The organism is Chryseobacterium phosphatilyticum (genome assembly GCF_002899825.2).
GTDB classification, from domain to species: domain Bacteria; phylum Bacteroidota; class Bacteroidia; order Flavobacteriales; family Weeksellaceae; genus Chryseobacterium; species Chryseobacterium phosphatilyticum.
In genome coordinates, this window is record NZ_PPED02000004.1 from 391,998 (window position 1) to 417,667 (window position 25,670).

Here is a 25,670-nt window from a genome sequence, read left to right on the forward strand (position 1 = left end):
TAAAATTATTTAATTAAGAAATTGAATTTATCCATATTCTTAAGCGCAATACCAGTTCCACGAACAACAGCTCTCAACGGGTCTTCAGCAACAAATACAGGAAGTCCTGTTTTCTTGTGAATTCTATCCGCAAGGCCTCTTAATAATGCACCTCCTCCTGCAAGATAAATACCTGTTTTGTAAATATCAGCTGCCAATTCCGGTGGAGTAAGTGAAAGAGTTTCCATTACAGCATCTTCAATTCTGATAATCGATTTGTCTAATGCACGGGCAATTTCCTTATATCCAACCATAATTTCTTTTGGTTTACCTGTAATAAGGTCTCTTCCTTGCACAGGAATATCTTCAATATCCACATCAAGATCTTCAACCGCAGAACCTACTTCAATTTTAATCCTTTCAGCTGTTCTTTCTCCGATATAAAGGTTATGGTGAGTTCTCAGATAATAGGCAATGTCATTTGTAAATACATCTCCTGCAATTTTCACCGACTTATCACATACAATACCTCCTAAAGCAACTACTGCAATTTCTGTAGTACCACCACCTATATCAATGATCATGTTCCCTTCAGGTTTTTGTACGTCAATCCCAACTCCAATTGCAGCAGCCATTGGTTCGTAGATCAATCTTACTTCTTTTGCGTTTACTTTCTGAGCAGAATCTCTTACCGCTCTTTTTTCAACTTCAGTAATACCAGAAGGAATACAGATTACAATTCGTAATGCAGGCTGTATAAATTTACCTTTGATTCCCGGAATCTTTTTGATGAATTCCTTAATCATGTGTTCAGAAGCATGGAAATCAGCAATAACCCCGTCTTTCAAAGGACGGATCGTTTTGATATCCTCGTGAGTTTTGCCTTGCATATGCTTAGCCTGTTCACCTACAGCAATGGGCTTACCCGACGAACGTTCAATTGCAACAATTGAAGGTTGATCAATAACAATTTTATTATTATGGATGATAAGGGTATTAGCTGTTCCCAGGTCTATCGCAATTTCTTGCGTAAACATATCAAATAAACTCATATTTTTCTTCTGATTTTAAGTTTACAAAGATATAAATTTAACACTACTAAAGAAATTTCCCACCAACTTAATTTGGTTAAAATTTTATTAAAATTTATAATTCTTTATTAACTTTTAGTTTAGACGTTTACAGAGTTTGAGTTCAACTAAAATTAATGGGACATCAAAAGGTTAAAAAGCAAGAAAAGCAGATAATACAGATCGAAAATTTGCCTAATCGACTTTCTTCAGCTTTTTCAGCTTGACCTTATAGTTTTTTACGATAATTATCATATACACTTTCAGAGCATCATTAATTAAAAAAAGCGTAAATTTGCAGCGCTTATGTTACAGTACTCCAACATCCATCAAACATCGAATTTTGCTGTGCTTTCCATCAGCTACGAGAAAGCCGATGTAGAAACGAGAGGAAAGTTTGCATTTTTTGACGAAAACATTAAAAATTTTGTTTCCCGGGTCCATCAAGAAGATCTTGGGGACGCATTTGTAGTTTCCACATGTAACAGGACTGAGATTTACACCACCTCTCCCAATTATCTCCTGGTTGCAGAAGAATACTGTAAAACCATTGGGGTACACCTCACAGATTTCCTTCAGTTTGCCAATATTCTTACTAAAGAAGAAGCCTTAATTCATCTTTTTAGAGTGGCAGCAGGCCTTGAAAGTCAGATTATCGGGGATTTTGAAATCATCGGTCAGATTAAAAAAGCATACAGCCGTTTTAAGAAAGAGAGACAAAACTCTAATCCCTATCTGGAAAGAGCCATCAATGCAGCTATTCAGATTTCAAAAAGGATTAAGAATGAAACCGGAATTTCCAACGGAGCAGCTTCAGTATCGTATGCTGCGGTTCATTACATCTTAAACAGTCAGAAAAGGATTGCTGAAAAAAACATTCTTCTTTTGGGAGTAGGTGAAATTGGTCAAAATACAGTAGAGAATCTGGTAAAGCATGTTTATCAGCCTAAAATTAAAATTGCCAACAGAACCCAGGAGAAAGCTGAAAAGATTTCCCAGAAATATAATATTCCTCATGTTGACTATTCTGATTTTGACAGGGAACTAAAAAATACGGATATTCTTATTGTAGCAACAGGAGCAAAACATCCTATTGTTAACCAATCTCATTTTCCGAACGGAAAAGAGACTTTAGTGATTGATCTCTCAATCCCTCATAACGTTGAAAAAAATGTTACCGAAAATGAAAATGTAACATTGATTGATGTGGATGAGCTTTCAAAACAGATCCAGGAAACAATCCAGCAGCGGGAAAAAGAAATTCCAAAAGCTGAAAAGATTATCAAGGAGCTGATGAAAGACTTCATCGAATGGGAAAAAAAGAGAAAACTAGCTCCTAATATCCATCATTTCAAAGCCGTTTTAAAGAATATGGAACGCAATGAAATGCATAATTTTTATAAAAAGAATAAATATATAAACATCACGGACATGGAACTTTCCGACAAAATGATCCAAAAGATTACCAACCGTTTTGCAAAATATATCATTGATAATCCTTTAAAAGCCGAAGAAATTAGTAAATTAATGCACGAAATATTAGTTGAACAACCAAACAACGAATTCAATGAAAAGCATTAGGATTGGAACCAGAAATTCCGCACTTGCACTTTGGCAGGCTAGAGAGGTTGCAAGGCACCTTCAGAACAACAATTATTTAACGGAGATTGTTCCTATCGTTTCTTCCGGCGATAAAAATCTCAATCAACCTTTGTATTCCCTGGGAATCACAGGCGTTTTTACAAGGGATCTTGATATTGCATTATTAAATGATGAGATTGATATTGCGGTACACTCATTAAAGGATGTCCCTACCCAGTTGCCTCAAAATATTGAGATGATCGCTTATCTGGAAAGAGATTATCCTCAGGATATCCTGATCAGAAAAGAATCGGCAAGAAACAAGGAGTTTCATGAACTTAAACTGGCTACCAGCAGTTTAAGAAGAAGAGCATTTTGGCTGAGAAATTATCCTGCTACTGAGTTTTCAGATATTCGTGGAAATATTCAAACCAGACTTCAAAAACTGGAAGAAGGAAACTTTGATGCTACTATTTTATCATTGGCCGGCATCAAAAGAATGAAGATGGAAATTGATTATGAAATGCTTCCATTAATGATTCCTGCCCCCTCACAAGGTGTTATTGCAGTTGCCGGACATACTGACAAACCAGAGATCAATGAAATAGTAAATCAGATCAACCATAAACCAACGCAAACCTGCGTAGAGATTGAAAGAAATTTTCTGAGCACGTTGGAAGGCGGTTGTACTGCTCCTATCGGAGCTTTTGCAGAAATTATCGGAGACCAGATCCGGTTTAAAGCGGCACTCTGCTCTTTAGATGGTAAAAACTGCATTGCAGTTGATGAAAACTTTGACCACAATTCTACAGAGAATTTCGGAGAAAAATATGCAAAAGTTGTTCTTGAAAACGGAGGAAAGGAATTAATGGCTGAAATCAAAAGCCAGATCTAATTTCAGATTCAGTTTCTCTTGATCCCCCTTTCATCTTCTTAATTGTAAAGACATGAAAATCTTATTTACCAAAAATATAGACCGGACAATACTATCCAAAGAATTAGGAGAGGATGCTTTGGCGGACTGTGTTGAGGTAATTAAGACCGAACCCATTATGATCAGCCCTTTTGATCTGAAAAATTACTCATTGATTTTTACAAGTGTAAATGGAGTCATTTCATTTTTTAAAAATAAATTTAAGCCCAATGAGGATTTTACGTCCAAGAATTACAACAAGATCTATTGTGTTGGCGAAAAAACGAAGAGAGAATTAAGGAAACATGGCTTCGGAACATTCAAGGTTTTGAAAAATGCAGATACTCTTTCCAGATTCATTATCGGAAAATGTCAGCATGAGCAGTTTCTTCATTTCTGCGGTAACCTTGCCATCAATGTTTTAGATAAAGAACTTCCTTTACAAAACATTAAGTACAAAAAAGTTACGATATACAATACTGAGGAAACTCATCCATTAATAAATGAAAAATATCATGCTGCAGTATTTTTTAGTCCGAGCGGAGTTCGTAGTTTTGCAAGGCGAAATTCTCTGGAAGGCATGAAACTTTTTTCGATTGGCGAAACCACTTCCGGTGAGTTGAGAAATTATACGCAGGAAGAAATTTTTACTTCTGAAGAAAATACGCTGACTTCGATATTTGAACTGATACGAAGGGAAATCAGAAGTAAAATTTAGAATATTTGTTACCGGAGCATTACCGGTACTATTAGTTTAAATAGATTATGATAAAAAACGACCTATATTTAAAAGCACTTCGCGGAGAAACCGTTGAAAGACCTCCTGTCTGGATGATGAGGCAGGCTGGAAGATATCTGCCGGAATTCATTGCATTGAGAGACCAGTATGACTTCTTTACAAGATGTCAGACTCCTGAACTTGCTGCTGAAATTACATTACAGCCTATCCGCAGATTTCCTTTGGATGCCGCGATTCTGTTTTCTGATATCCTGGTAGTTCCACAGGCCATGGGAATTGATTTCAAAATGAAAGAATCTGTTGGGCCATGGTTGGATACTCCTATCAGAACAATGGAGCAGGTTCAGAATATTGAAACTCCGGATGTGAATGATACTTTAGGCTACGTTTTTGATGCTATTGAATTGACTCTTCAGAAACTTGACAATGAAATTCCATTGATTGGTTTTGCAGGTTCTCCATGGACGATTCTTTGTTATTGTGTTGAAGGAAAAGGGAGCAAGGCATTTGATATTGCAAAATCCTTCTGTTTTCAACAACCTGAGGCTGCTCATTTATTATTACAAAAAATCACTGATACTACAATTGCTTATTTAAAGAGAAAAGTAGAAAAAGGTGTTTCTGCAGTACAGGTTTTCGATTCATGGGGAGGAATGCTTTCTCCTACAGATTATCAGGAATTCTCATGGCAGTATATCAACCAGATTGTTGAAGCATTAAGCCCACTTACTCATGTAGTGGTATTTGGAAAGGGGTGTTGGTTTGCATTGGAAGATATGACTATGTCTAAAGCTTCTGCTCTTGGTGTTGACTGGACAATCAAGCCTGAATTTGCCAGAACTTTAACAAACCATACAATGACCCTGCAAGGAAATTTTGATCCTGCAAGACTTCACTCGACTCCTGAAACCATCAAGAAAATGGTAAACGAGATGATTAACCGTTTTGGAAAAGACAGATACATTGCCAACTTAGGACACGGAATTTTACCTAATGTTCCGGTTGAAAATGCTGAAGCATTCATCAGAGCAGTTGTAGACTGGAAACCCAACCTATAAGGATTACAAACCCATAAGCTTAAAATATAAAAGCCTTGTCATCATCTGGCAAGGCTTTTTAATTCATATTCAATTTACACTGTAAAATATTTTTTTCTAATCACTTTTTAAGTATTTTATCTTTATATTTGATTATTAACACTTTAAATCATTTATTATGAAAAAACTAAACAAAGAAAAAATGAAAACAATCATGGGTGCAAGAGAAATCTGCCTGGAATGTGCTGATGGATATCATCAGGTAATTATCAACGGAAGATGCAAATGTGTTGAAGATTAAAAAAAGGCAGCTGAAGTTCAGCTGCCTTTTTATTTTTTTATCCAAGCATTCTTTGCGCTTTCTTAACTCCTTCTACAAGAAGATCAATTTCTTCAAAAGTATTATAGATTGCAAAACTTGCTCTTACGGTTCCTGCAATATTAAAAAAGTTCATAATAGGCTGTGTACAGTGATGTCCTGTTCTTACCGCAATTCCCATTTTATCCAGGATCATTCCCACGTCAGAAGAAATCCCCACACCTTCAAGATTAAAGGAAACAACACCAGTCCTATGGGCTTTTTCTCCATATACTTTAAGGCCCTCAATTTCCAAAAGTTGTCTCTGGGCATATTCCAGAAGAGCATTTTCGTGACTCTGAATGGCCTGGTGCCCGACCTTGTTCATAAAATCAACCGCAGCACCCAATGCGATATTTCCTCCAACATTTGGTGTTCCGGCCTCATACTTGAAAGGAAGGCCAGCATATGTAGTTTCCTCAAATGAACAGGTAGCAATCATTTCTCCCCCTCCATGGAATGGAGGTAAAACCTCAAGAATCTCTCTTTTTCCATATAATATACCCGTTCCCATTGGAGCGTACATTTTGTGTCCTGAAAAGACAAAAAAATCGCAATCCATTTTCTGAACATCAATGTGGAAGTGAGGGGCAGATTGCGCACCATCAATTACAATATAGGCATCCGTATTTTTTCTTGTCTTTGCAATAATCTCTTCAATAGGATTCACAATTCCCAAAGCATTGGAAACCTGATTTACAGAAACTACTTTTGTTTTTTCACTTAAAAACTGATCAAAGTAATCCATTTGAAGAATACCATTTTCATCAATAGGAATTACACGAAGTTTTGCTCCGGTTCTCTCACAAAGCAACTGCCAGGGAACAATATTAGAATGATGCTCAAGATATGAAATAATAATCTCATCATCCTTTTGCACCTTTTGTGTTAAGATGTAGGCAATAAGGTTAAGACCTTCTGTTGTTCCTTTGGTAAAAATAACTTCAAAATCATGTTTAGCATTAATGAACTTCTGGATTTTTCTTCTCGAAAGCTCCATTTCTTCTGTTGCTAACTGACTTAATGTATGAATCCCTCTGTGAACATTTGCATTAAGTTCTGTATAGTATGCATGACAGACTTCCAACACCGAATTTGGCTTTTGAGACGTAGCTGCATTATCTAGATAAACCAGGGGTTTACCATTCACTTCTCTGTCCAATATAGAAAACTGGCTTCTTATTTCCTGAATGTCAAACATTTATTTATTTTTTAAATTAAAACGCTCTTATTTAGAACACTTCAAATTTACGGCTTTTTTTCTGAAAGAAAGCATGAAGTTGAGGGGTGATACTTGTCAGCTGATAGAAATATTCAATAAAGAAAGGTGACCAAAGCTGATGATACGAACCCTATGAATGAATTGAAAAGGTAAAATTTGCGAAATGAGGTATTCTCTATTCCTCCCCTAAAATCTCTCTTTTTGCTAATAAAAAAACCTGCCAATACATTGACAGGTTTTATATTGTTTACATAAGCAATTCTTATTCTGCTGCTGCTTCAGGAGCTGCAGCTTCTTCAGTTGCAACTTCTTCTTCCTCTTCATCATCCATTGCAGCTGCACCACCTTTCATTGCATTTCTAGACATCTTAACAGCTGCTACAACTGCATTGTCCGGGTGCATGAAAGAATATCCTTCAGTCTTGATTCCTCCAACATAAAGTTTGTTACCAATTTTTAATGGAGTAACATCAACAACTACTTCGTCTGGCAAGTTAGCAGGGATAGCTTTTACTTTCAATTTTCTGAAAGACTGACGTAAAACACCACCAGCTACAACACCTTTAGCACGTCCAGTAATTCTTACAGGAACCTCCATGATAACCGGCTTATCGTCAGCTAGTTGATAGAAGTCTGCATGAAGAATCTTGTCAGTAATTGGGTGGAACTGAATATCCTGAAGAACAGCCGGAATCGTTTTTCCGTCAACTTCAATAGATACCGTGTGTGCTTCAGGAGTGTATACTAACCCTTTGAAAGCTTTCTCTTCTGCAGAGAAGTTTAAAGGTGCTTCACCTCCATAAACAACACAAGGAACTAATTCAGCATCACGTAAAGCTTTTGTAGACTTTTTGCCCACGCTTTCTCTTTTTGTACCTTGAATTGTAATAGATTTCATTTATAAAAAATTTAAAAAATTGTTCTTAATTTAATTCGCAAATCACTTAAAATCAATTAAATAACAAACTTACTGCTAATTGATTTGTGCTCATGAACCATTGTCATAACATCTGCAAATAATGGGGCGCAAGATAGCACTTTTATTTTAGATGACAAATTATTTTTAACAGGAATTGAGTCAGTTACAATAACTTCAAGAATTTTCGAGTTCTCAATATTATCATAAGCCTTTCCTGAAAGCACTCCGTGAGTAGCCATTGCTCGTACTGTTTTTGCTCCTTTTTCAATCAGGATATCTGCAGCTTTACAAAGTGTTCCTGCAGTATCAATCATATCATCAATAAGAATAACGTTTCTACCTGTTACATCACCGATAAGGAACATTTCTTCCACAACATTTGCTTTTTTTCTTTCTTTATAAGCAATTACTACTTCTGCCCCTAAGTGACCTGCGTAGTTCTTTGCTCTTTTTGCACCTCCCATATCAGGAGAAGCAATGGTAAGATCTTCCAGATTTAAAGACCTGATATAATCTACGAAAATAGTAGAAGCATACAGGTGATCTACAGGAATTTCAAAGAATCCCTGAATCTGATCTGCGTGAAGATCCATTGTCATTATTCTTGTTGCTCCTGCTGCGGTAAGAAGGTTAGCAACTAGCTTAGCCCCGATTGGTGCTCTTGGCTTGTCTTTTCTGTCTTGTCTTGCAAGTCCGAAATAAGGAATTACCACAGTAATGCTTTTTGCAGAAGCTCTTTTCGCTGCATCAATCATTAAAAGAAGTTCCAAAAGATTGTCTGCAGGAGGGAACGTAGATCCGATTAGGAAAACTCTTCCTCCTCTTACTGATTCGTCCAAAACAGGCTCAAATTCCCCGTCGCTGAACTCCTGAAAGTTGATTTTCCCTAATTCTTTCCCATAATGCTGGGCAATTTTTTCCGCCAAGTCCCTGCTGGTTCTTGTACAAAATAGATAACTTAACTGATCGGCCATTTTTACTTTTTAAAAGATTTTGCAAATTTAAAAAAAAACCACAAGAATTACTCTTGTGGTTTCTAAGTTTTTATTTTATCAATTATTATGGGAATGTAACCCCTGAATATTTGTTAGGATCTACCTGTGGAAGTGTCGATCTATATTTCGCGTTGATCGTCTTGATAAACTCGTTTGCAACAATTCCATATCCACGGCCGGTAAGGTGCACTCCATCCAGGGAGAAAGCTCCTCCTGTAACGAATGTAGCAGAGTATTTCACACCATCCCAAACAATCCCAGCTTTAGAATCCAGTTCTTTCATTTTAGTATTCATATCTACGAAAGCAAGATCCTTAGCTGTTGCTGCAGCTTTAATAGCAGCATTGAAAGATACAGTTGCAGCCAATACTTCTTCAACCTCTCCATTTACATTATTAAACTTTCCTCTTAGTACATGTTTATCTTCAAGTGGATAGGTTGTACCATATTTATCAAAAGGAGCTACTGCAAAAGGAGAAGCAGGCGTCGTTCCTAATACTGTACTTGTGGTCAATGGAATCAAATCCTGAGATGTGCTGTGTCTAGCCTGTCCAAATAACTGTCCCATTAGACCAGCTTGTGGAGCAGGTACACCAGCACCCACTAATGCAGCGGTAATCTGAACTCCAAGGTTCGCTAAAGATTCATCTTTTAATAGAACAGGGTTACCAGCAGTTTTAGAAAGAAGCTGTAATCTATTTCCTTGTCCAAGCGCTGTTAAAACCTGCTTTAGAGGTCCAAATACCTGCGCATTAAGAGCATCTATATTAGCATTTTGATTGGATGCACTTCCAGCTGGAGCTGTATTAAATTTCTCTGGTGGAATTGGGTTATACGGAACTCTGGTAAAGAAAGGAATAGAAGTTACATCCGGGATATTAGCAACAATTCCTTTTCTTGTTGTTCCACTCGGAAATAACGATCCTACCAATGCATTGTACGTTGAGGTAAATCCGACTCCTATCGGGCCGTCAACCGGTGTTATAGGATTTGTTCCATCCCCTCCTGTTGTAGCGTATCCCAGAACATCATTGTTTCCTATCCAAAGTGAAACAAATGTAGGATTTTGAGCCAAAGCGTCAGCAACTACAGAAGTTGTTTTAGAACTTGCAAATCTAACAAAGTAAGGGTTAGCTGTAGGAGCCGCAGGATTCAACCCTGCAGGATCTCCGTAATTAGGAGCAAGAAGATGAGCTACTTTAGCTCCGGGAACTCCCATATTTTGATAAGGGCCAGCATTATAGATATTTGCCAGGGTTGTTGTTCCCACACCTGGGGCATCAACCGGAGCCAACGCTCCTCCTGCTACCACAAGAACTTTTTTGTTTGAGATATTTGCAGATGGAATTCCTCCAAGGTTGTCATTCATTAGAGGTTGCTTAAAGTCTCCTCCACCGGCTAATCTCATCTGAGCAGCAATCATACTTGGATAAGACTCATTCTGCCCATCAATATATAAAGCGTTATCTCTGAAACCTGAGGTCAATGAATTTCCTAAAGAAACATATCTTGAAAAATCAGCATCTCCTTTTGTTACCGGAATATCTTTTACATCATTATCAAAATCTGTCTTACAGCTTGTTACAGTAAAAAAAAGTGATGAAACAGCTATTGTTGAAATTATAATTTTTTTCATAGTCTTCAATTAAAAAGGATTATAAGATAAACCTAGACCAAAATAGAATGCACTTGCTTTTGCCTGTCCATAGAATCCAAGGTTAGCATTATTTACGTCTCTGGATTTAGGCATTGCGTACCCTCCGGCAATATCAATTCCGAATTGTTTCAACTTAAATCCTACCCCGCCTGTCAGAACAAATGTATCAAATGAAGGAGTTTCAGGAATAAAATTTTCATTGGTATAAGGAGATTCATCATAATAACCTCCCAAACGTCCATAAATCATATTGGTAAACGCATATTGAGTACCCAATCTGAATGTCTTGGAATTTCTGAAATTTTTAGGATTAACAAGAATAGTAGGATCTGCCTGGTTTCCAATAGGAGCATTAGCAAAATCCAAAGTTAGCTTGCTGTATCTTTCCCAGCCATGGTAGTTAAAATCAGCAGAAACCAACCATTTCGGAGTGATCTTGTAGGTTAAACCAATGGTATATTCTTCAACCAAAGGAAGAGTCGCTGAAAAAGCATCTTGTCCGGCTGCATTCAGACCTAACAAAGTGTATGGAGATTGGCTTGGGAATTTGAAAGTAGCCGTTCCGTTCTTAGCCTTCATATCGATAGCTGATCGGTAAGCAACACTTACATCCAACTTCGGATCCGGTCTGAAGTAGAACCCGAATCCATATCCATGTCCTGAAGCTTTCTCATCATTAATATTAACTTGTCCACTAAACTGTGTTACCGCTTTATCCCAATCAACTTTTCCTCTGGCATAAATATAGCTTGCACCAAAAGATAACCAAGGGGCTAGTTTCACAGAAACCATTGGCTGGAAATAGTAACTCTTGAGTTCCATTTTCTGTACCATTTCTTTTCCTTCCCAGTTTTCCGGCCATTTGATCGTACTCCCAAAAGGTGTTGAAAAACTGAAACCTACAGACAGATTTTCTATTGGTCTATAAGTAATCGCTGCATAGATTGGCGTACCCAAAGGGTTATCCGTTTCTGTACTTTGTAAAGTATTTAAGTTTTGAAAAGTAACTTTATTACTTGCACCAAACCCTCCTGCCACTACACTCAGCTTAGAAGGGATAAATGACATACCCGCAGGGTTAAAGAATGTCACACTCGCATCTTCGGCATGAGCACTAGTATGCGCCATGGCCAATTGTTTTACCCCTTGCAAAGAAACTCTGAAGCCTCCTGCATAAGATAAAACGCCCGCCAATAAAGCAGTTGATACCAATATTTTTTTCATAGACTGTTATTATATAACCCAAATATAAAATTATTTTGAATACATCTGTTAATATTTCCCAATATTTTAAACAATACTCCAAAAGAAAATTATGTTTAAAATAACACTTTAAGAAAAATAAAATACAAAACGATAGTTATTAGTTATTTAAATATATTAAAAACCACAACATTTCACCATGTTTAATATTAAACACTGGTTTAATTTAATAAAGTAGTACCCTTACAAACCTTAAAAAAACAGATACTACTTATTTGAAATGTTAATTTTTACTTATCATGCTGATCTTAATAATTCCAAAGTCAATAATAAGAAAAGCATTAATTATTTTTTTTCCGATAACACATTTTTTAAGGTTCTAGCCCCGTTTCATTATGAAATGGATTAACTGTTTTAGCTGGAATTTATCTTATTTGAGTATTTTAGAATTGCATAAAGATAAAAATACATAAATTTGCAAGATTATAAATAATAGTAATATGAGTTGTGGATGTAAAACATCCGGCGATTCTGCACATTCTTGCGGCCCTAAGAAAACCGCAAATGGCTGTGAAAATGTAAATACCTGCGGGAATAGTTATAAATTAAGTGTTTTTGACTGGCTTTCTAACATCAACAATCCGGCACCAAACAGGTGTGATTTTGTAGAAGTTAGATTTAAAAATGACAGAAAATCGTTTTATAAGAATGTAAATAATATTCCTTTACATATAGGTAGCGTAGTTACAGTAGAATCTAGTCCGGGACACGATGTAGGCGTAGTAAGCCTTACGGGAGAATTGGTAAAAATTCAGATGAAAAAGAAAAAGTTTTCTGAAGAATCTGCCCTTAAAATATATAGACAGGCCAACCAAAAAGATCTTGAGGTGTGGCAGGAAGCAAGAAAAAAAGAAGACGGCATAAAGCTTGAGGCAAGAAAAATTGCTCAAAGACTAGGTCTTGAAATGAAAGTCACCGATGTAGAATACCAGGGAGATTCTTCCAAGGTCACCTTCTACTACACGGCTGATAATCGAATAGATTTCAGACAGTTAATCAAAGATTACGCCGGAGCTTTCAGAACTAAAATCGATATGAAACAGATCGGTTTCAGACAAGAAGCAGCCAAAGTAGGGGGAATCGGATCTTGTGGCAGAGAACTTTGCTGCTCAACATGGCTTACAGATTTCAGATCTGTAAATACAAACGTAGCACGATACCAACAGCTTAGTATCAACCCACAAAAACTTGCGGGACAATGCGGTAAGCTTAAATGTTGTCTTAATTATGAACTTGACAGCTACCTGGATGCATTAAGTAATTTTCCTTCTTCTTCAACAACTTTAGAAACAGAAAAAGGAAAAGCATTCTGCATCAAAATAGATGTTTTCAAAAAGAAAATGTGGTTTGCCTATGTAGACAGCTCTATTGCATGGTATGATTTTGATATCGATCTTGTCAAAAAACTGATTTCAAAAAATAAAAGAGGTGAAAAAACACTTCCGTTAGAAGATTTGAAACAGCCAGACTCTCCATCGCAAAGCATTGACCTGATCCAGGAAAATAATGTCGATCGTTTTGAGAAGAAAAACAGAGGAAACAACAGAAACAGAAATACCCAGAATAAGCAAAACAACACCCACGGACAGCATCAGGGACAAAAGAAAAACAGACCGGAAAGACCGGAACGTTCTGAAAAACCTGAAAATGCTGAACATCCAAATGCTCATTCAGGAAATCAGCAAAAGCAGCAAAAACCGCAGAACCAACAAAAAGGAGCGGTAGTGAAAGCAGAAGCTAATAATGCTGATGGTGAAAAAAAACCTCAAAACAACAACCCGAACAAGAAACACTTTAAAAAGAAATATCCTCCTAAAAAAGATAAAAATGCGTAAAATCTTAGGATTATTTTCCCTTATCCTTTTCTTTAGCTGCAACACTTCTTCCCCGGAAGAAACTGTCATTATGAATTCCGTTGATAATAAATGGAATAAGAAAAGTGAACAAAAATTTAATCTTGAAATTACAGATCCGCAGAATCCTAAAAATATTATATTTGTCGTAAGAAACAACAACAATTATCCTTATAGCAATATAAGGTTTATTGTAAATTTTACCAATCTTCAGAACAAAAAGAAGGAGACAGACACCCTGAATTATGTTCTGGCAAAACCAAACGGAGAGTGGCTTGGTACAGGCTTTGGTGACACAAAAGAAACGTTGTTTCAGTATAGGGTAAAATATAGATTTCCGGCAAAAGGGAAATATGAAATCGGCCTGATACAGGCGATGAGGAATGACAACCTTCCGGGAATTGAGGATATTGGGATAAAAATAGAAACGGCTAAACCGTAACCATAAATGGAAGAAAACAAAAAAAATACAGGAAATAAGGGGAAAACATTTCCTCTGCCTCCCAAAAAAAAGAAAAGTACCTCTTGGAAAAAATGGGTTTCATTTATTTGGATTGGGCTCATTGCGGTAGTTTTAGGAATTTCAGGTCTTTTCTTTGCAGTTTCTCAGGGTTTCCTTGGGGAAATGCCGGATGTAAAAGAATTGGAAAATCCAGACATCTTTGTCGCTTCTGAGATTATTTCTTCAGACGGGGTCACTTTAGGTAAGTTTGAAAAAGAAAAAACACAACCTATTGTTTATAAGGATCTTCCTCCTTATCTTATTTATGCCCTTCAGGCTAAAGAAGATGAACGTTTCAAAGAACACTCCGGAATCGACTTATATTCTATTGCCAGAGCAGTTGCCTATGGAGGTAAACGAGGGGGTGGTTCTACCATCACTCAACAACTTGCAAAACTTCTTTTTACAGGAAATGCTTCTCAAAACAAATTTGAAAGAGGGTTCCAGAAGTTGAAAGAATGGGTTGTGGCAGTAAGCCTTGAGAAACGATATACTAAAGAAGAGATTATCACTCTTTATTTCAATAAATTTGACTTCCTTTTCAACGCTAATGGTATTGAAATGGCTTCCAGGGTTTATTTTAACAAAAAAACCTCTGAACTCACATTACCTGAAGCTGCAACATTTGTAGCGATGCTTGAAAATCCAAGAAAAAACAATCCGTACAGATACCCAGAAAAGGCAAAAGAAAGAAGAAATGTAGTATTGGATCAGATGCAAAAAACAGGATACATTGACGAAGCAACCTATCAAAAAGCGATCAATACTCCTGTAGAAGTAGACTTCCACCCTATTAAAAGCATTACTGACGGGTATTCTGCATACTATAAGTTCTATCTGAGAAAAGAGATTGACAAATATCTTGAAACTCATGAAAAAGAAACGGGTAAGAAACTTAACCTTTATAAAGATGGGTTAAAAATATATGTAACTCTTGATTCTAAAATGCAAAAATATGCAGAAGAGGCTATCAAGGAACACTTAACTGATCTTCAGAAAAGATTTGATGCAGAACAGAGAGGAAGAAAAAACAGACCTTTCTATTATCTTAATGACAAACAAATCAAAGATGTCATGGTTCAGGCAATGAAGAGAACCGGCCGTTATAAGCTTCTTAAAGCAGACGGTATGCCTGAAGACTCCATCATGATGGAATTTAAAAAACCTATCAAAACTTCCCGATTCACATGGAATGGCGAAGAAGAGGTTGAAATGTCACCTTGGGACTCCATCAGATATCACAAACAAATTGCACAGGCCGGCTTAATGTCTATGGTTCCGGGAACCGGAGAAATCAAAGCCTGGGTTGGTGGTATTGATTGGCAACACTTCCAATATGATCATATCAAACAAGGAAAAAGACAGGTAGGATCTACCTTCAAGCCTTTTGTATATGCTACTGCCATTATGAAACTGGGAATGACACCTTGTTCTGCTGTTTCTAACGGAACATATGATCATAATGGATGGCACGTTCCGGGAAGAGGAGGGATGCTAACTTTAAAAGATGCACTGGCACACTCCCAGAACCCTGTAGCAGCAAGACTTATTGAAATGACAGGGGTAGACGCTGTTATCCAGACCGCAAGAGACCTTGGCGTAACGGAAGACATCCCTAGAAATAATACAATCGCTTTAGGTTCATCAGATATTACTATTTACGAGATGCTAGGTGCTTACAGTACTTTTGCCAATTACGGGAACTATAATAAACCGGAAATGATCTGGAGAATTGAAGATGCCAACGGAAGAGTCATCAAGGAAGTAAATGTAGAACCAAAAGAAGTAATGAACCCAATGTACGCCTACACCATGATCGAATTAATGAAAGGGGTAGCACAATACGGTACTGCATCTGGAGAATTGGGAAGAAGAGGAATCTCAAAAGCAGTGGAAATTGCTGCTAAAACAGGAACCACTCAGAACAACTCCGATGGTTGGTTTATGGGAATCACTCCAAAGCTGGCAACAGGAGCATGGGTTGGATGGGAAGACAGAGCAACTCACTTCTTTGGAACCGGTGAAGGTCAGGGTGCAAGAATGGCACTCCCAATTTGGGCGATCTTCATGAAGAAAGTTTGGGCAGATAAAACATTAGGGGTAACTCCTGATGATAAATTCACCAAGCCTTCAGACTGGAAAGACGGGTGCTCTAACCTTAAAGGATTAAGTGGCGGATATGGAGATGATGGAAGTCTTCAAACTATTGATGAAATCAAAAACCCAAGACCTGCTGATCCTACTCCAAAGAAACCTACAGAGAAGAAAGAAGAAAATATTAATGAAAACCTTCATTCTAATGATGAGGTAGATTTCAATAAATAAATTCTCTTTTACAAATACACAAGACCTTTCAATAATTTGGAAGGTCTTTTCTTTTATAATTAATACCTTTGAGGAATGAATATCGAGCACATCAGACAACCTTTTATCAAGAAATTTCCGGGAGATTTTTCCAACAATCTTATGCAAAGAAATACTCCAAAAGTTTTATTTGCAACCACTCAACCTGCCGGATTCGATCAACCTCAATTGATCGTTTTCAATACAACTCTTTCAGAAGAAATCGGTCTTGGGAAATATGAAGAAGGAGATCTGAATTTTCTGGTGGGAACTCACCTTCCTGAAAATGTTCAAACGTATGCAACAGCCTATGCAGGACATCAGTTTGGTAACTGGGCAGGACAGCTTGGAGACGGAAGAGCTATTCTGGCTGGAGAAATCATCAATGAAACAGGTAAGAAAACAGAAATCCAGTGGAAAGGGGCCGGCGCTACTCCTTATTCCAGACATGCAGACGGAAGGGCCGTATTGAGATCCTCAGTACGTGAATATCTGATGAGTGAGGCAATGTATCACCTAGGAATCCCTACGACAAGAGCATTAAGTCTGGCATTCACAGGAGAGGATGTGGTGCGCGATATCATGTATAACGGAAATCCACAATACGAAAAAGGGGCTGTCATCATAAGAACTGCCGAAAGTTTTCTTCGTTTCGGGCATTTTGAACTCATGTCTGCCCAGGGAGAGTACAAAACATTACAAGATCTGGTTGATTTTACTATTGAAAATTACTTTCCGGAAATCATATCTTCCGGCGATCAGAGATATAAAGATTTTTTTGAAAATATCAGTATTCGTACAGCCGATTTAATAGTTGAATGGTTCAGAGTTGGCTTTGTGCATGGAGTGATGAATACGGATAATATGTCAATCTTAGGTTTAACCATTGATTATGGACCTTATTCCATGATGGATGAATATGATTTAAATTTTACCCCCAACACAACAGATCTTCCGGGAAGAAGATATGCCTTTGGAAAACAGGGACAAATTGCACAATGGAACCTCTGGCAGCTCGCCAATGCTCTTCATCCATTAATAAAAGATGAAAAGTTCCTGGAAAATACCTTAAACAACTTTGGAACTTATTTCTGGAAGACTCATGACAATATGCTTTGCAGAAAGTTCGGGTTTGATGAACTTTTAAAAGAAGATGAAGAATTTTTCACTAACTGGCAAGGTTTAATGCAGGAATTACAGTTAGACTATACCTTATTTTTTAATATTCTTGAAAAAACAACCCCTGAGGCAGACATACAGGAACTTTTTAAGAATGTATCTTACATTACCCTAAATGAAGAAAAACTAAAAAAAATTCAGGATTTCATTAAAACTTATGAATCGAGATTGAAATTAAATGCTATTTCAAAAGAAGATTCTTTGGCAATAATGAAAAAAACAAATCCAAAGTTCATTCTCAGAAATTATTTACTTTATGAATGCATAGAGGAAATTACTCATGGTAAAACAACTATGCTGGAAAAGCTGACTCAAGCTCTGGAGAATCCATATCAGGAACTATTCTCTGAGTTTTCCTCTAAGCGCCCCTCCGGTTATGATGATATTGCCGGATGCTCCACCCTATCCTGCAGCTCTTGACAAATGTTAAAATTTAATATAAACATCTGATTTACAAGCAACATATCGAATATTTCACTACATTTAGTAAAATATTCGATATGAAAAAAATTATACTTTCTTTAAGTTTAGTCTTGGGAATAGCAGCGCATTCTCAAACAGTTTTGCTCGACGAGGGCTTCGAATCTTATACCAATTTTACTATTAATAGTTTTGGTAGTTGGTCTACACTAGATCTGGATAATTTGAACACTTACACGGGCGGAGGGCCTGTAATTGGCGGTACAGCATCTCCATCCTGGTCCGCAAACTGGACAAATGCCGGGCAGAAGATGGCTTTCCAGATCTTCAACCCGTCCGCAAGTAATGCTACCAATAATGATACTTCTACCGCAGCCGACGACGAAGTTCGAAATTTCAACCCTCATGGTGGTCAGAAATATGCAGCTTCATGGGCCGGAATTCCTGCTGGTGTTGTTACTGCTAATAATGACTGGTTAATAACTCCGGCAGTCACTTTAGGAACAAGCTCCAATGTTTTAACTTTCTGGGTAAAGGCATTATCTCCAAATTTTGCAGAAAGCTATAAAGTAGGTGTTTATACAGGAACCGGAAATCCTACCACTGCAGCCAACTTTACTATCGTTTCTTCACCGGCAACTTCCACTGCACCTTATGCAGCCTGGCAGCAGGTTACAATTAACCTGGATACCTATGCAGGACAAACTGTAAAAGTAGGATTCCAATATATGTCTGCAGACAAATATATGTTCATGTTAGATGATGTAAAAATTACAACTCAGGGAACTCTTGCTACGAATGAAACTTCTAAAGCAAAATCAAGTACAGCCTTTTATCCTAATCCTACAAAAGGAGAGATCAACATTAAAACTGATAAAAAAATCAAAACAACATCAGTAGTGGATATGTCTGGAAAAATACTTAAAACAAATTCCGGAAATGTTGACATTTCTACACTTCCAAAAGGAAACTATCTGGTAAAAGTAGATTTCTCTGACGGAACTTCTACTACAGAAAAAATAATCAAACAATAATATCATCGTTATACAATCTTTCTAAAACCACCAGATTTGGTGGTTTTTATTTTACTTTTGCAAAAAATATGACCTGTGTATTTTATCAAAACAAAATTCATTAATTTTTTAAAGCTGGTTTTCCCATCTTCCTTTACAGAGCTGGCTGTTTTCTTATTTTTCATTACCTGCTATGGAGTTCTGGGATCCTACATTGCTATCCATTATAGAATCATTTTTGATAATAGAATTCCATGGGATGCTTATTTCAGTTTTGACAACAAATCTATTTTAATGACCGGAGGAAGTTTCGAACGACATCCTTTATCCTATTATTTCTTTAATTGGGTAAGAGAATTTGCTTTATTTATTTCTGGTGGAAAAATGGACGCCGGCTTCAGACTGACATTAGCCTGGCTAAGTAATATCATTATTAGTCTCAACATCCTACAGGTTTTTAAATATCTTAAGAATATCATTAATCTCCCTCTCCCACTGAGTCTATTGCTTGTCCTTTTTTTCGGCATGTTTTCAACCAATATTATATTGTCTTTTACTCCTGAAAACTTCACATATACTCTATTCTTGTTATCATTGTACAATCACTATGCAGCAATACAACTAAAAAAAGAAGAAAAAACATCGGCCCTAGCATTGTCACTGGCAGGGATTACCATTGGAGGACTTACCATAACCAACTTTGTCAAAGTTTTCATACCACTGCTTTTTGAAAAAAATCTTTTTAAAAACTGGAAAAAAATCGGAAGCGCTGCTGTAAGGGTAATAATTGCTGTCATCTGCTATGTATTACTTTATTTAAACAGAATTGATTTTAAATATCAAGCCATCTTTTCCAAAACCAATCAACAGTATGAAAAGTTTTCCAATGTAGAATCTATGCCAACCTGGGACATGATCCTTTCTTTCTTTTTTGGGGGTAATATTTTATTTCCAAGCTTTATCATCTCAGACAAACACAATATGAAAGGATTTAATTTCAAGGCCTTATATATGGACCTGTACACATCTATATTTCCTTATATATTTGTCGGTACCATTTTAATCCTGATAAGTTGGAGTTATATTAAAAATTTCAAAAATAAATGGGTACAGATTGTTATGCTTTCTTTTTTCATTGACATCATTATCCATTGTGTTATGAGATTCGGATTACACACCTCTTACATTTATGGGGGGCATTTTGTTTTCGTGTATCCATTACTTATAGGATGGCTATTATATGCTTATGGATCATCACCTAAAATCTTATCCTTTTTAACAGTGACAATAAGTGTACTATTCATCTATCTCCTCGCCAACAACTGGTTCAGAATGTCAGAATTCTTCTGGTTTCTGGAAAATTATTATAAATAAAAAGAGCTGAGAAAATTCTCAGCTCTTTTTTATATTCATTAGATCAGTTAATCTTATTTTGCTTCTGCGCAAAAAATTCTGTATTGCACGGCAACTGAAGATTTAAAGTATTCTCTGATTTTCGAAAGATCAGCGGCAGCACTTTGTTTTGTGAAATAACTTCCCGCTAAAATTTTATAATTAGGTCTTAAAGATGCATCCGTTTCTACCTTAAGATTCGGGAATCTTTTTCTGAAATATGATTTCACTTCATTGGCTTCTTCATTACTTTTTACCGTTGTAATCTGAATTTTATATCCTAAAATTCTCGGATTTTTCTTACAAATTTCGGCATTGGTAAGTTCCCTATTCGGCACATAGATTTTGGGAGGTTTTACAATCCCTCCTGTAGAAATTCCACTATCATTATTTCCATAATCCCGAGATGGATTATTGTTGACTACTTTAGAACATTTCCCTTCGACACCTTCCAAAGCTGCACTTATTTTGGAATCCATCGTAATGACAAGCTCCGTTCCCGAAAGGGTATCTTTTTTAACAACCTGCTGTGCTTCAATACTATAAAAACCAAATAATGATAATATCGAAAATATTTTGATCAAATTTCTCATTTAAACTTGTTTCCGCAAATTTATACAAATTAAAAAACTATACCAAACCAGTTATTTAGAATCAATACAAATTAAACGTAAATGATATTTTCCCCTTTCCCTTTGCCGTTAAATTTCTGTTAAAAATATTATTTTTGCGGGATTGATATGTTCAATATTTTACTAACATAAGATAATTTAAATGATTAGTTGGAGAAAGCATTATAAAAAAACGTTGATCGCAATAGGCTTATTGCTATCAACCAGTGCTTCATTTTACGGGCAAGACGGCGATCCTAAAAACGGAGAGAAACTTTTCAAAGCGAATTGTACTGCATGTCACGCGCTGGACAAACAGGTGATTGGACCACCATTAAAGGGGGTCGTAGAACGTGTAAAGACAGAAGGTGGTGTAGACAAAGATTGGCTTCACAAGTGGATCAAAGACAATAAAGCTTTAAGAGCTTCTGGGGATAAATACGCCAATGAAATTTTTGAAAAGTATAATAAAACTGAAATGTTGCAGTTTCCTAATCTTACAGAGAAGGATATTGATGACATTTTAGCTTTCACTACTAATCCTCCGGCTCCGGAAGAGAAAAAAACGGAAGCCAAAACTGCAACTGACGCTACTGCGGCAGCACCAGCAGACAAAACTACTACAAACATTGTCATCATTTCTCTTTTAGCGATCGCAGGTTTATTAGTTTGGATCTTACTTAAATTAAGACAACTGGTAAAACTAGGTCAGTCTGAAGAATTAGCAGGTCTTAATGAAACAAGAGTTCGCTCATTCAAGGAAATGTATGAGAAGTTCCATTATGTAGGTAAAGCGGTAATAGCTATTCTTGCTATTTTAGCTGCTTACGGAGTATGGAACTGGTTAATGTGGATCGGGGTTTACAAAGGGTACAAACCTGAACAACCTATCTACTTCTCACACAAAATCCACGCCGGAGAACAAAAAATTGATTGTCAATTATGTCACTCTAGTGCTAAATACGGAAAAGTATCTGAGATCCCTTCTATGAACGTTTGTATGAACTGTCACAGAACAATCTCTGAATACAACGCAGATCACTACATGGAACCAGGAAAAGACAAGGCTTTCTATGATGGAGAAATCCAGAAGATCTACGCTGCAACAGGTTGGGATCCTGCAAAACAACAGTACACAGGAAAAACACAACCGGTTGAATGGACAAGAATCCACAACATGCCGGATTTCGTTTACTTCAATCACTCTCAACACGTAGTTGCTGGTGAACAAGCAATCATCAATTCTTTCAACAAAAAGAATCCAAACAACAAAATTGATGTTGTATGTAAAGCTTGTCACGGAAAAATTGATACAATGAATGTTGTTCAAATGGCTAACGACTTTACCATGGGATGGTGTATCGAATGTCACAGAACTACTGAGGTTGATATGAACAACGGTTATAATAAAGAGTACTTCAAAAATCTACATGACAAGTTGAAAAAACAATATCCTCAGGATGGAGGTAAGATCACTGTAGCTGCAATTGGAGGTCTTGAGTGTGGTAAATGTCATTATTAATAACTAAAAAATTAGAAGTATAAATGGCTTCAAACAAAATACAATTCAGAAGTATTCATGAACTTAAAGATCCGGCTTTAAATAATAAGCTGGCTCAAAAAGAGTTTCAGGAAGAAATTCCGGTAGAAGATTTCCTTGGAGATGCTGAGCAAAACGGATCAAGTACTTCAAGAAGAGATTTCCTGAAATTACTAGGATTCTCAACAGCAGCAGTAACATTAGCTGCCTGCGAAGCTCCCGTAATCAAGACAATTCCTTATGTGGTAAAACCACATGATATTATCCCGGGGGTTCCTAATTATTACGCTTCAACTTATTTTGATGGTTTTGATTTCGCTAGCGTTTTAGTAAAAACCCGTGAAGGAAGACCTATCAAAATTGATCCGAACCCAGTTGCTGGTGATTTAGGTAAAACTAACGCAAGAGCTCAGGCAAGTGTACTTTCTCTTTATGATAATGATAAAGTGAAGCAGCCTAAGCTGGATGGTAAGGATGAAACTTTCGATAAAGTAGACAGTTTTGTTCTTAAAGGTTTAGACGAAGCTAAAGCGTCAGGTAAAAAGATTGTGCTTTTGTCACACTCTTTTGCTTCACCAACTTTCAAAAAGTTATTTGCTGAATTTAAAGCTAAATATCCTACAGCAGAATTAGTAACTTATGATGCTTTCCCTTATTCAGCAGCGCTAGATGCAGCTCAGGAAGTATTCGGACAAAGAGCATTACCAATCTATGACCTTAAAGGTTCTGAATTGGTGGTTTCTTTCCAGGCTGATTTCTTAGGAGATTATAATGCTTCAAGCTTAGAAACATCTTATGCAGCAGCGAGAAAGCCAGGTCCAAACATGTTGAGACACATTCAGGTGGAGTCTAACATGTCATTGACTGGAGCTAACGCTGACTCAAGATACAGATTAAAACCAAGTGCAGTAAACAAAACATTAGTTGAAGTTTATAACGCAATCGTAGGTGGTGGTACTTCTGATAAGACAGCTACTGAAATTGCTAACGAATTGAAAGCAAAAGGCAGCAAAGCTGTTGTTTTAGCTGACGGTTCCAAAGGAGCACAGGTTTTAGCTCACTTAATCAATCAAAAATTAGCATCCGTTGCTTTCACAGGTAAAGCAAACTTCTTAAAAGAGTTTAACGGTGCAAGATATCAGGAATTCTTAGGATGGGTAAACGGTGGACAAGTTGGTGTATTAATTACTAACAATGTAGACCCTATCTACTCTCACCCTAAAGGAGAAGATTTCAAAAAATCTTTATCTAAAGTTCCTTATGTAGTTGCTGTAGCTGATAAGAAAAATGAAATGTACAAAGCAGCGAAAGCTGTAATTCCTGTTGCCAACTGGCTGGAGTCTTGGGGAGATATCGAACCACAGACTGGAGTATATTCATTGATGCAGCCTACGATCCAGAAGATCTACAAGTCAAGACAGATTGAAGAGTCTCTATTGGTATGGAAGAATGGAAAGAATAATGCTGCTAATAATTACTACGATTATTTAAAAGCTAATTCAGCTTCTATTTTAGGAGGTACATCTTTCAACAAAGCATTATATAATGGTATCAATGCATCTACCAATTCAACAACATTATCTTATGCAGGTGGAAATGCTGCACAGGCCGTTGCTGAATTAGGAAACTTCAAACCTTCAGAATTAGAATTAGTGCTATATACTAAGACTTCGATGGGAGATGGTACACAGGCAAACAATCCTTGGTTGCAGGAATTACCAGATCCATTGACAAGAATGTCTTGGGATAACTACTTAACAATTTCTCCTAAAGATGCAGAGAAATTTGCAATAGACAACGATCTTAACGCAAGAATGCAATTAGATGGTTCTATTGTAAACCTTACTGTAAACGGAGTAACAATAAAAGATGTTCCTGTATTTATTCAACCTGGTCAGGCAGAAGGATCTGTAGGTCTTGCTCTTGGTTATGGTAAAAAGAACTCAGGAGCTACTGCTGATACAGGAGTAAATGCTTATCCTTTATTTGATGGTTCTAACCTTGTTCTTTCAGGTGTTAAAATCGAGAAAACAGGAGAAGACCACGAATTTGCAGGTATCCAGCTTCAGAATACTTTAATGGGTCGTTACGAAATTGCGAAGGAAGTTCCTTTAGCAGAATTTATCAACGTACCTTTCGATGACGAACACAAAGGATGGAACAAGCCTTTGGAGTACCACACAATCAGTGGAGCACTTCCAGCGAGAAAAATCGATTTATGGGATGCTTTTGATGATACAGATGGTCCTCACTTCAACTTATCTATTGACCTGAACTCTTGTACAGGTTGTGGAGCTTGTGTAATTGCTTGTCAGGCTGAAAACAACGTTCCTGTAGTAGGTAAAGAAGAGGTAAGAATGTCCAGAGATATGTATTGGTTAAGAATTGACCGTTACTATTCTTCAAGACAGAAAGTAGAAGTATACGAAGGATTGAAAGAAGGAATGGCTGTACCTGAATTGTATGGTACTGCTTTCGGAGACGGAGGTGCATTAAACCACCCTGCGGACAACCCGGATGTAATCTTCCAACCAGTAATGTGTCAGCACTGTAACCACGCTCCTTGTGAAACTGTATGTCCTGTAGCGGCTACTTCACATGGTAAGCAAGGTCAAAACCATATGGCTTACAACAGATGTATCGGTACAAGATATTGTGCAAACAACTGTCCGTACAAAGTAAGACGTTTCAACTGGTTTACGTATAACCTAAACGATAAGTTCGACTTCAACATGAACAACGATTTAGGAAGAATGGTACTTAACCCTGATGTAGTTGTAAGAACTAGAGGGGTAATGGAGAAATGTTCAATGTGTATCCAAGAAACTCAGGCTACTATTTTGGCAGCGAAGAGAGACAACAGAAAAGTAACAGATGCTGAGTTCAAAAACTCTTGTGCTTGTGCTGCTGCTTGTTCTACTGGAGCAATGACTTTCGGGGACATGAATGATAAAGAGTCTGAAGTTAGAGAATTGTATTCTAGCAACAGAAGATATTATTTACTAGAGGAGATCGGAACAAAACCAAACGTGTTCTATCACACTAAAGTAAGAAACAGAGTAGAAAAATAAAGTTTAAATAATA

The 25,670-nt window shown here is 36.9% G+C and carries 20 protein-coding genes; 13 read left to right on the forward strand and 7 right to left on the reverse strand.

The window, feature by feature from the left end:
- Window positions 1–5: 5 nt before the first annotated feature.
- Window positions 6–1,031 carry a rod shape-determining protein gene (locus C1631_RS17465; protein ID WP_002982450.1) on the reverse strand — a complete coding sequence of 342 codons (1,026 nt, stop codon included), beginning with the start codon at window positions 1,029–1,031 and terminating at the stop codon, window positions 6–8.
- Window positions 1,032–1,355: 324 nt separating this feature from the next.
- Between C1631_RS17465 and hemA the strand changes: the two genes are divergently transcribed.
- The 5 genes from hemA to C1631_RS17490 all read left to right on the forward strand — a co-directional run bounded on the left by hemA (window position 1,356) and on the right by C1631_RS17490 (window position 5,620).
- The gene (gene hemA / locus C1631_RS17470) at window positions 1,356–2,630 is read left to right on the forward strand and encodes a glutamyl-tRNA reductase (RefSeq protein WP_103246659.1); all 1,275 of its coding nucleotides are present in this window, start codon (window positions 1,356–1,358) and stop codon (window positions 2,628–2,630) included.
- The gene (hemC, locus tag C1631_RS17475) at window positions 2,617–3,525 is read left to right on the forward strand and encodes a hydroxymethylbilane synthase (RefSeq protein WP_103246660.1); all 909 of its coding nucleotides are present in this window, start codon (window positions 2,617–2,619) and stop codon (window positions 3,523–3,525) included. Before hemA ends, hemC begins: the two co-directional genes overlap by 14 nt.
- Before the next feature lie 52 nt (window positions 3,526–3,577).
- Complete coding sequence (locus C1631_RS17480; RefSeq protein WP_109713559.1) at window positions 3,578–4,261, forward strand: uroporphyrinogen-III synthase; 684 nt, start codon at window positions 3,578–3,580, stop codon at window positions 4,259–4,261.
- A 47-nt stretch (window positions 4,262–4,308) separates the two neighbouring features.
- Window positions 4,309–5,340 carry a uroporphyrinogen decarboxylase gene (hemE, locus tag C1631_RS17485; RefSeq protein ID WP_089692984.1) on the forward strand — a complete coding sequence of 344 codons (1,032 nt, stop codon included), beginning with the start codon at window positions 4,309–4,311 and terminating at the stop codon, window positions 5,338–5,340.
- A 157-nt stretch (window positions 5,341–5,497) separates the two neighbouring features.
- Window positions 5,498–5,620, forward strand: coding sequence for a GNAT family acetyltransferase (locus C1631_RS17490; protein WP_103246663.1), 123 nt, complete (start codon window positions 5,498–5,500; stop codon window positions 5,618–5,620).
- Window positions 5,621–5,657: 37 nt separating this feature from the next.
- On the opposite strand, the gene C1631_RS17495 is transcribed toward C1631_RS17490, so the two are convergent.
- From C1631_RS17495 to C1631_RS17515, 5 genes are all read right to left on the reverse strand, one after another.
- Window positions 5,658–6,878: a cysteine desulfurase gene (locus tag C1631_RS17495; protein WP_109713561.1), complete on the reverse strand. Its 1,221-nt coding sequence runs from the start codon at window positions 6,876–6,878 to the stop codon at window positions 5,658–5,660.
- A 283-nt stretch (window positions 6,879–7,161) separates the two neighbouring features.
- Window positions 7,162–7,797 carry a 50S ribosomal protein L25/general stress protein Ctc gene (locus C1631_RS17500; protein WP_109713563.1) on the reverse strand — a complete coding sequence of 212 codons (636 nt, stop codon included), beginning with the start codon at window positions 7,795–7,797 and terminating at the stop codon, window positions 7,162–7,164.
- Between the two features lie 56 nt (window positions 7,798–7,853).
- Window positions 7,854–8,792, reverse strand: coding sequence for a ribose-phosphate pyrophosphokinase (locus tag C1631_RS17505; RefSeq protein ID WP_109713565.1), 939 nt, complete (start codon window positions 8,790–8,792; stop codon window positions 7,854–7,856).
- A gap of 85 nt (window positions 8,793–8,877) precedes the next feature.
- Window positions 8,878–10,449: an SGNH/GDSL hydrolase family protein gene (locus C1631_RS17510; RefSeq protein ID WP_109713566.1), complete on the reverse strand. Its 1,572-nt coding sequence runs from the start codon at window positions 10,447–10,449 to the stop codon at window positions 8,878–8,880.
- A gap of 9 nt (window positions 10,450–10,458) precedes the next feature.
- Complete coding sequence (locus C1631_RS17515) at window positions 10,459–11,694, reverse strand: OmpP1/FadL family transporter (protein WP_103246668.1); 1,236 nt, start codon at window positions 11,692–11,694, stop codon at window positions 10,459–10,461.
- A 479-nt stretch (window positions 11,695–12,173) separates the two neighbouring features.
- Between C1631_RS17515 and C1631_RS17520 the strand changes: the two genes are divergently transcribed.
- The 6 genes from C1631_RS17520 (at window position 12,174) to C1631_RS17545 (ending at window position 20,417) form a co-directional block, all read left to right on the forward strand.
- The gene (locus tag C1631_RS17520) at window positions 12,174–13,568 is read left to right on the forward strand and encodes a PSP1 domain-containing protein (RefSeq protein ID WP_109713568.1); all 1,395 of its coding nucleotides are present in this window, start codon (window positions 12,174–12,176) and stop codon (window positions 13,566–13,568) included.
- Window positions 13,561–14,028, forward strand: a complete 468-nt coding sequence (locus C1631_RS17525) for a gliding motility lipoprotein GldH (protein WP_103246669.1) — start codon at window positions 13,561–13,563, stop codon at window positions 14,026–14,028. Before C1631_RS17520 ends, C1631_RS17525 begins: the two co-directional genes overlap by 8 nt.
- Window positions 14,029–14,034: 6 nt before the next feature.
- Window positions 14,035–16,413, forward strand: coding sequence for a penicillin-binding protein 1A (locus C1631_RS17530; RefSeq protein WP_103246670.1), 2,379 nt, complete (start codon window positions 14,035–14,037; stop codon window positions 16,411–16,413).
- Window positions 16,414–16,488: 75 nt separating this feature from the next.
- On the forward strand, window positions 16,489–18,030 hold the full coding sequence (locus C1631_RS17535; RefSeq protein ID WP_109713570.1) for a protein adenylyltransferase SelO: 1,542 nt from the start codon (window positions 16,489–16,491) through the stop codon (window positions 18,028–18,030).
- An 80-nt stretch (window positions 18,031–18,110) separates the two neighbouring features.
- The gene (locus C1631_RS17540) at window positions 18,111–19,064 is read left to right on the forward strand and encodes a T9SS-dependent choice-of-anchor J family protein (RefSeq protein ID WP_103247870.1); all 954 of its coding nucleotides are present in this window, start codon (window positions 18,111–18,113) and stop codon (window positions 19,062–19,064) included.
- A gap of 75 nt (window positions 19,065–19,139) precedes the next feature.
- Complete coding sequence (locus tag C1631_RS17545) at window positions 19,140–20,417, forward strand: DUF6080 domain-containing protein (protein ID WP_228441323.1); 1,278 nt, start codon at window positions 19,140–19,142, stop codon at window positions 20,415–20,417.
- Between the two features lie 53 nt (window positions 20,418–20,470).
- Here C1631_RS17545 and C1631_RS17550 read toward each other — a convergent pair whose 3' ends face one another.
- Window positions 20,471–21,028: an SPOR domain-containing protein gene (locus C1631_RS17550; protein ID WP_103247871.1), complete on the reverse strand. Its 558-nt coding sequence runs from the start codon at window positions 21,026–21,028 to the stop codon at window positions 20,471–20,473.
- A 181-nt stretch (window positions 21,029–21,209) separates the two neighbouring features.
- Here C1631_RS17550 and C1631_RS17555 point away from each other — a divergent pair, with 181 nt between their 5' ends.
- Window positions 21,210–22,568 carry a c-type cytochrome gene (locus C1631_RS17555; protein WP_103247872.1) on the forward strand — a complete coding sequence of 453 codons (1,359 nt, stop codon included), beginning with the start codon at window positions 21,210–21,212 and terminating at the stop codon, window positions 22,566–22,568.
- Between the two features lie 23 nt (window positions 22,569–22,591).
- Entirely contained in the window at window positions 22,592–25,657 is a 3,066-nt protein-coding gene (locus C1631_RS17560; protein WP_103247873.1) for a TAT-variant-translocated molybdopterin oxidoreductase, read from the forward strand.
- Window positions 25,658–25,670: the final 13 nt, after the last annotated feature.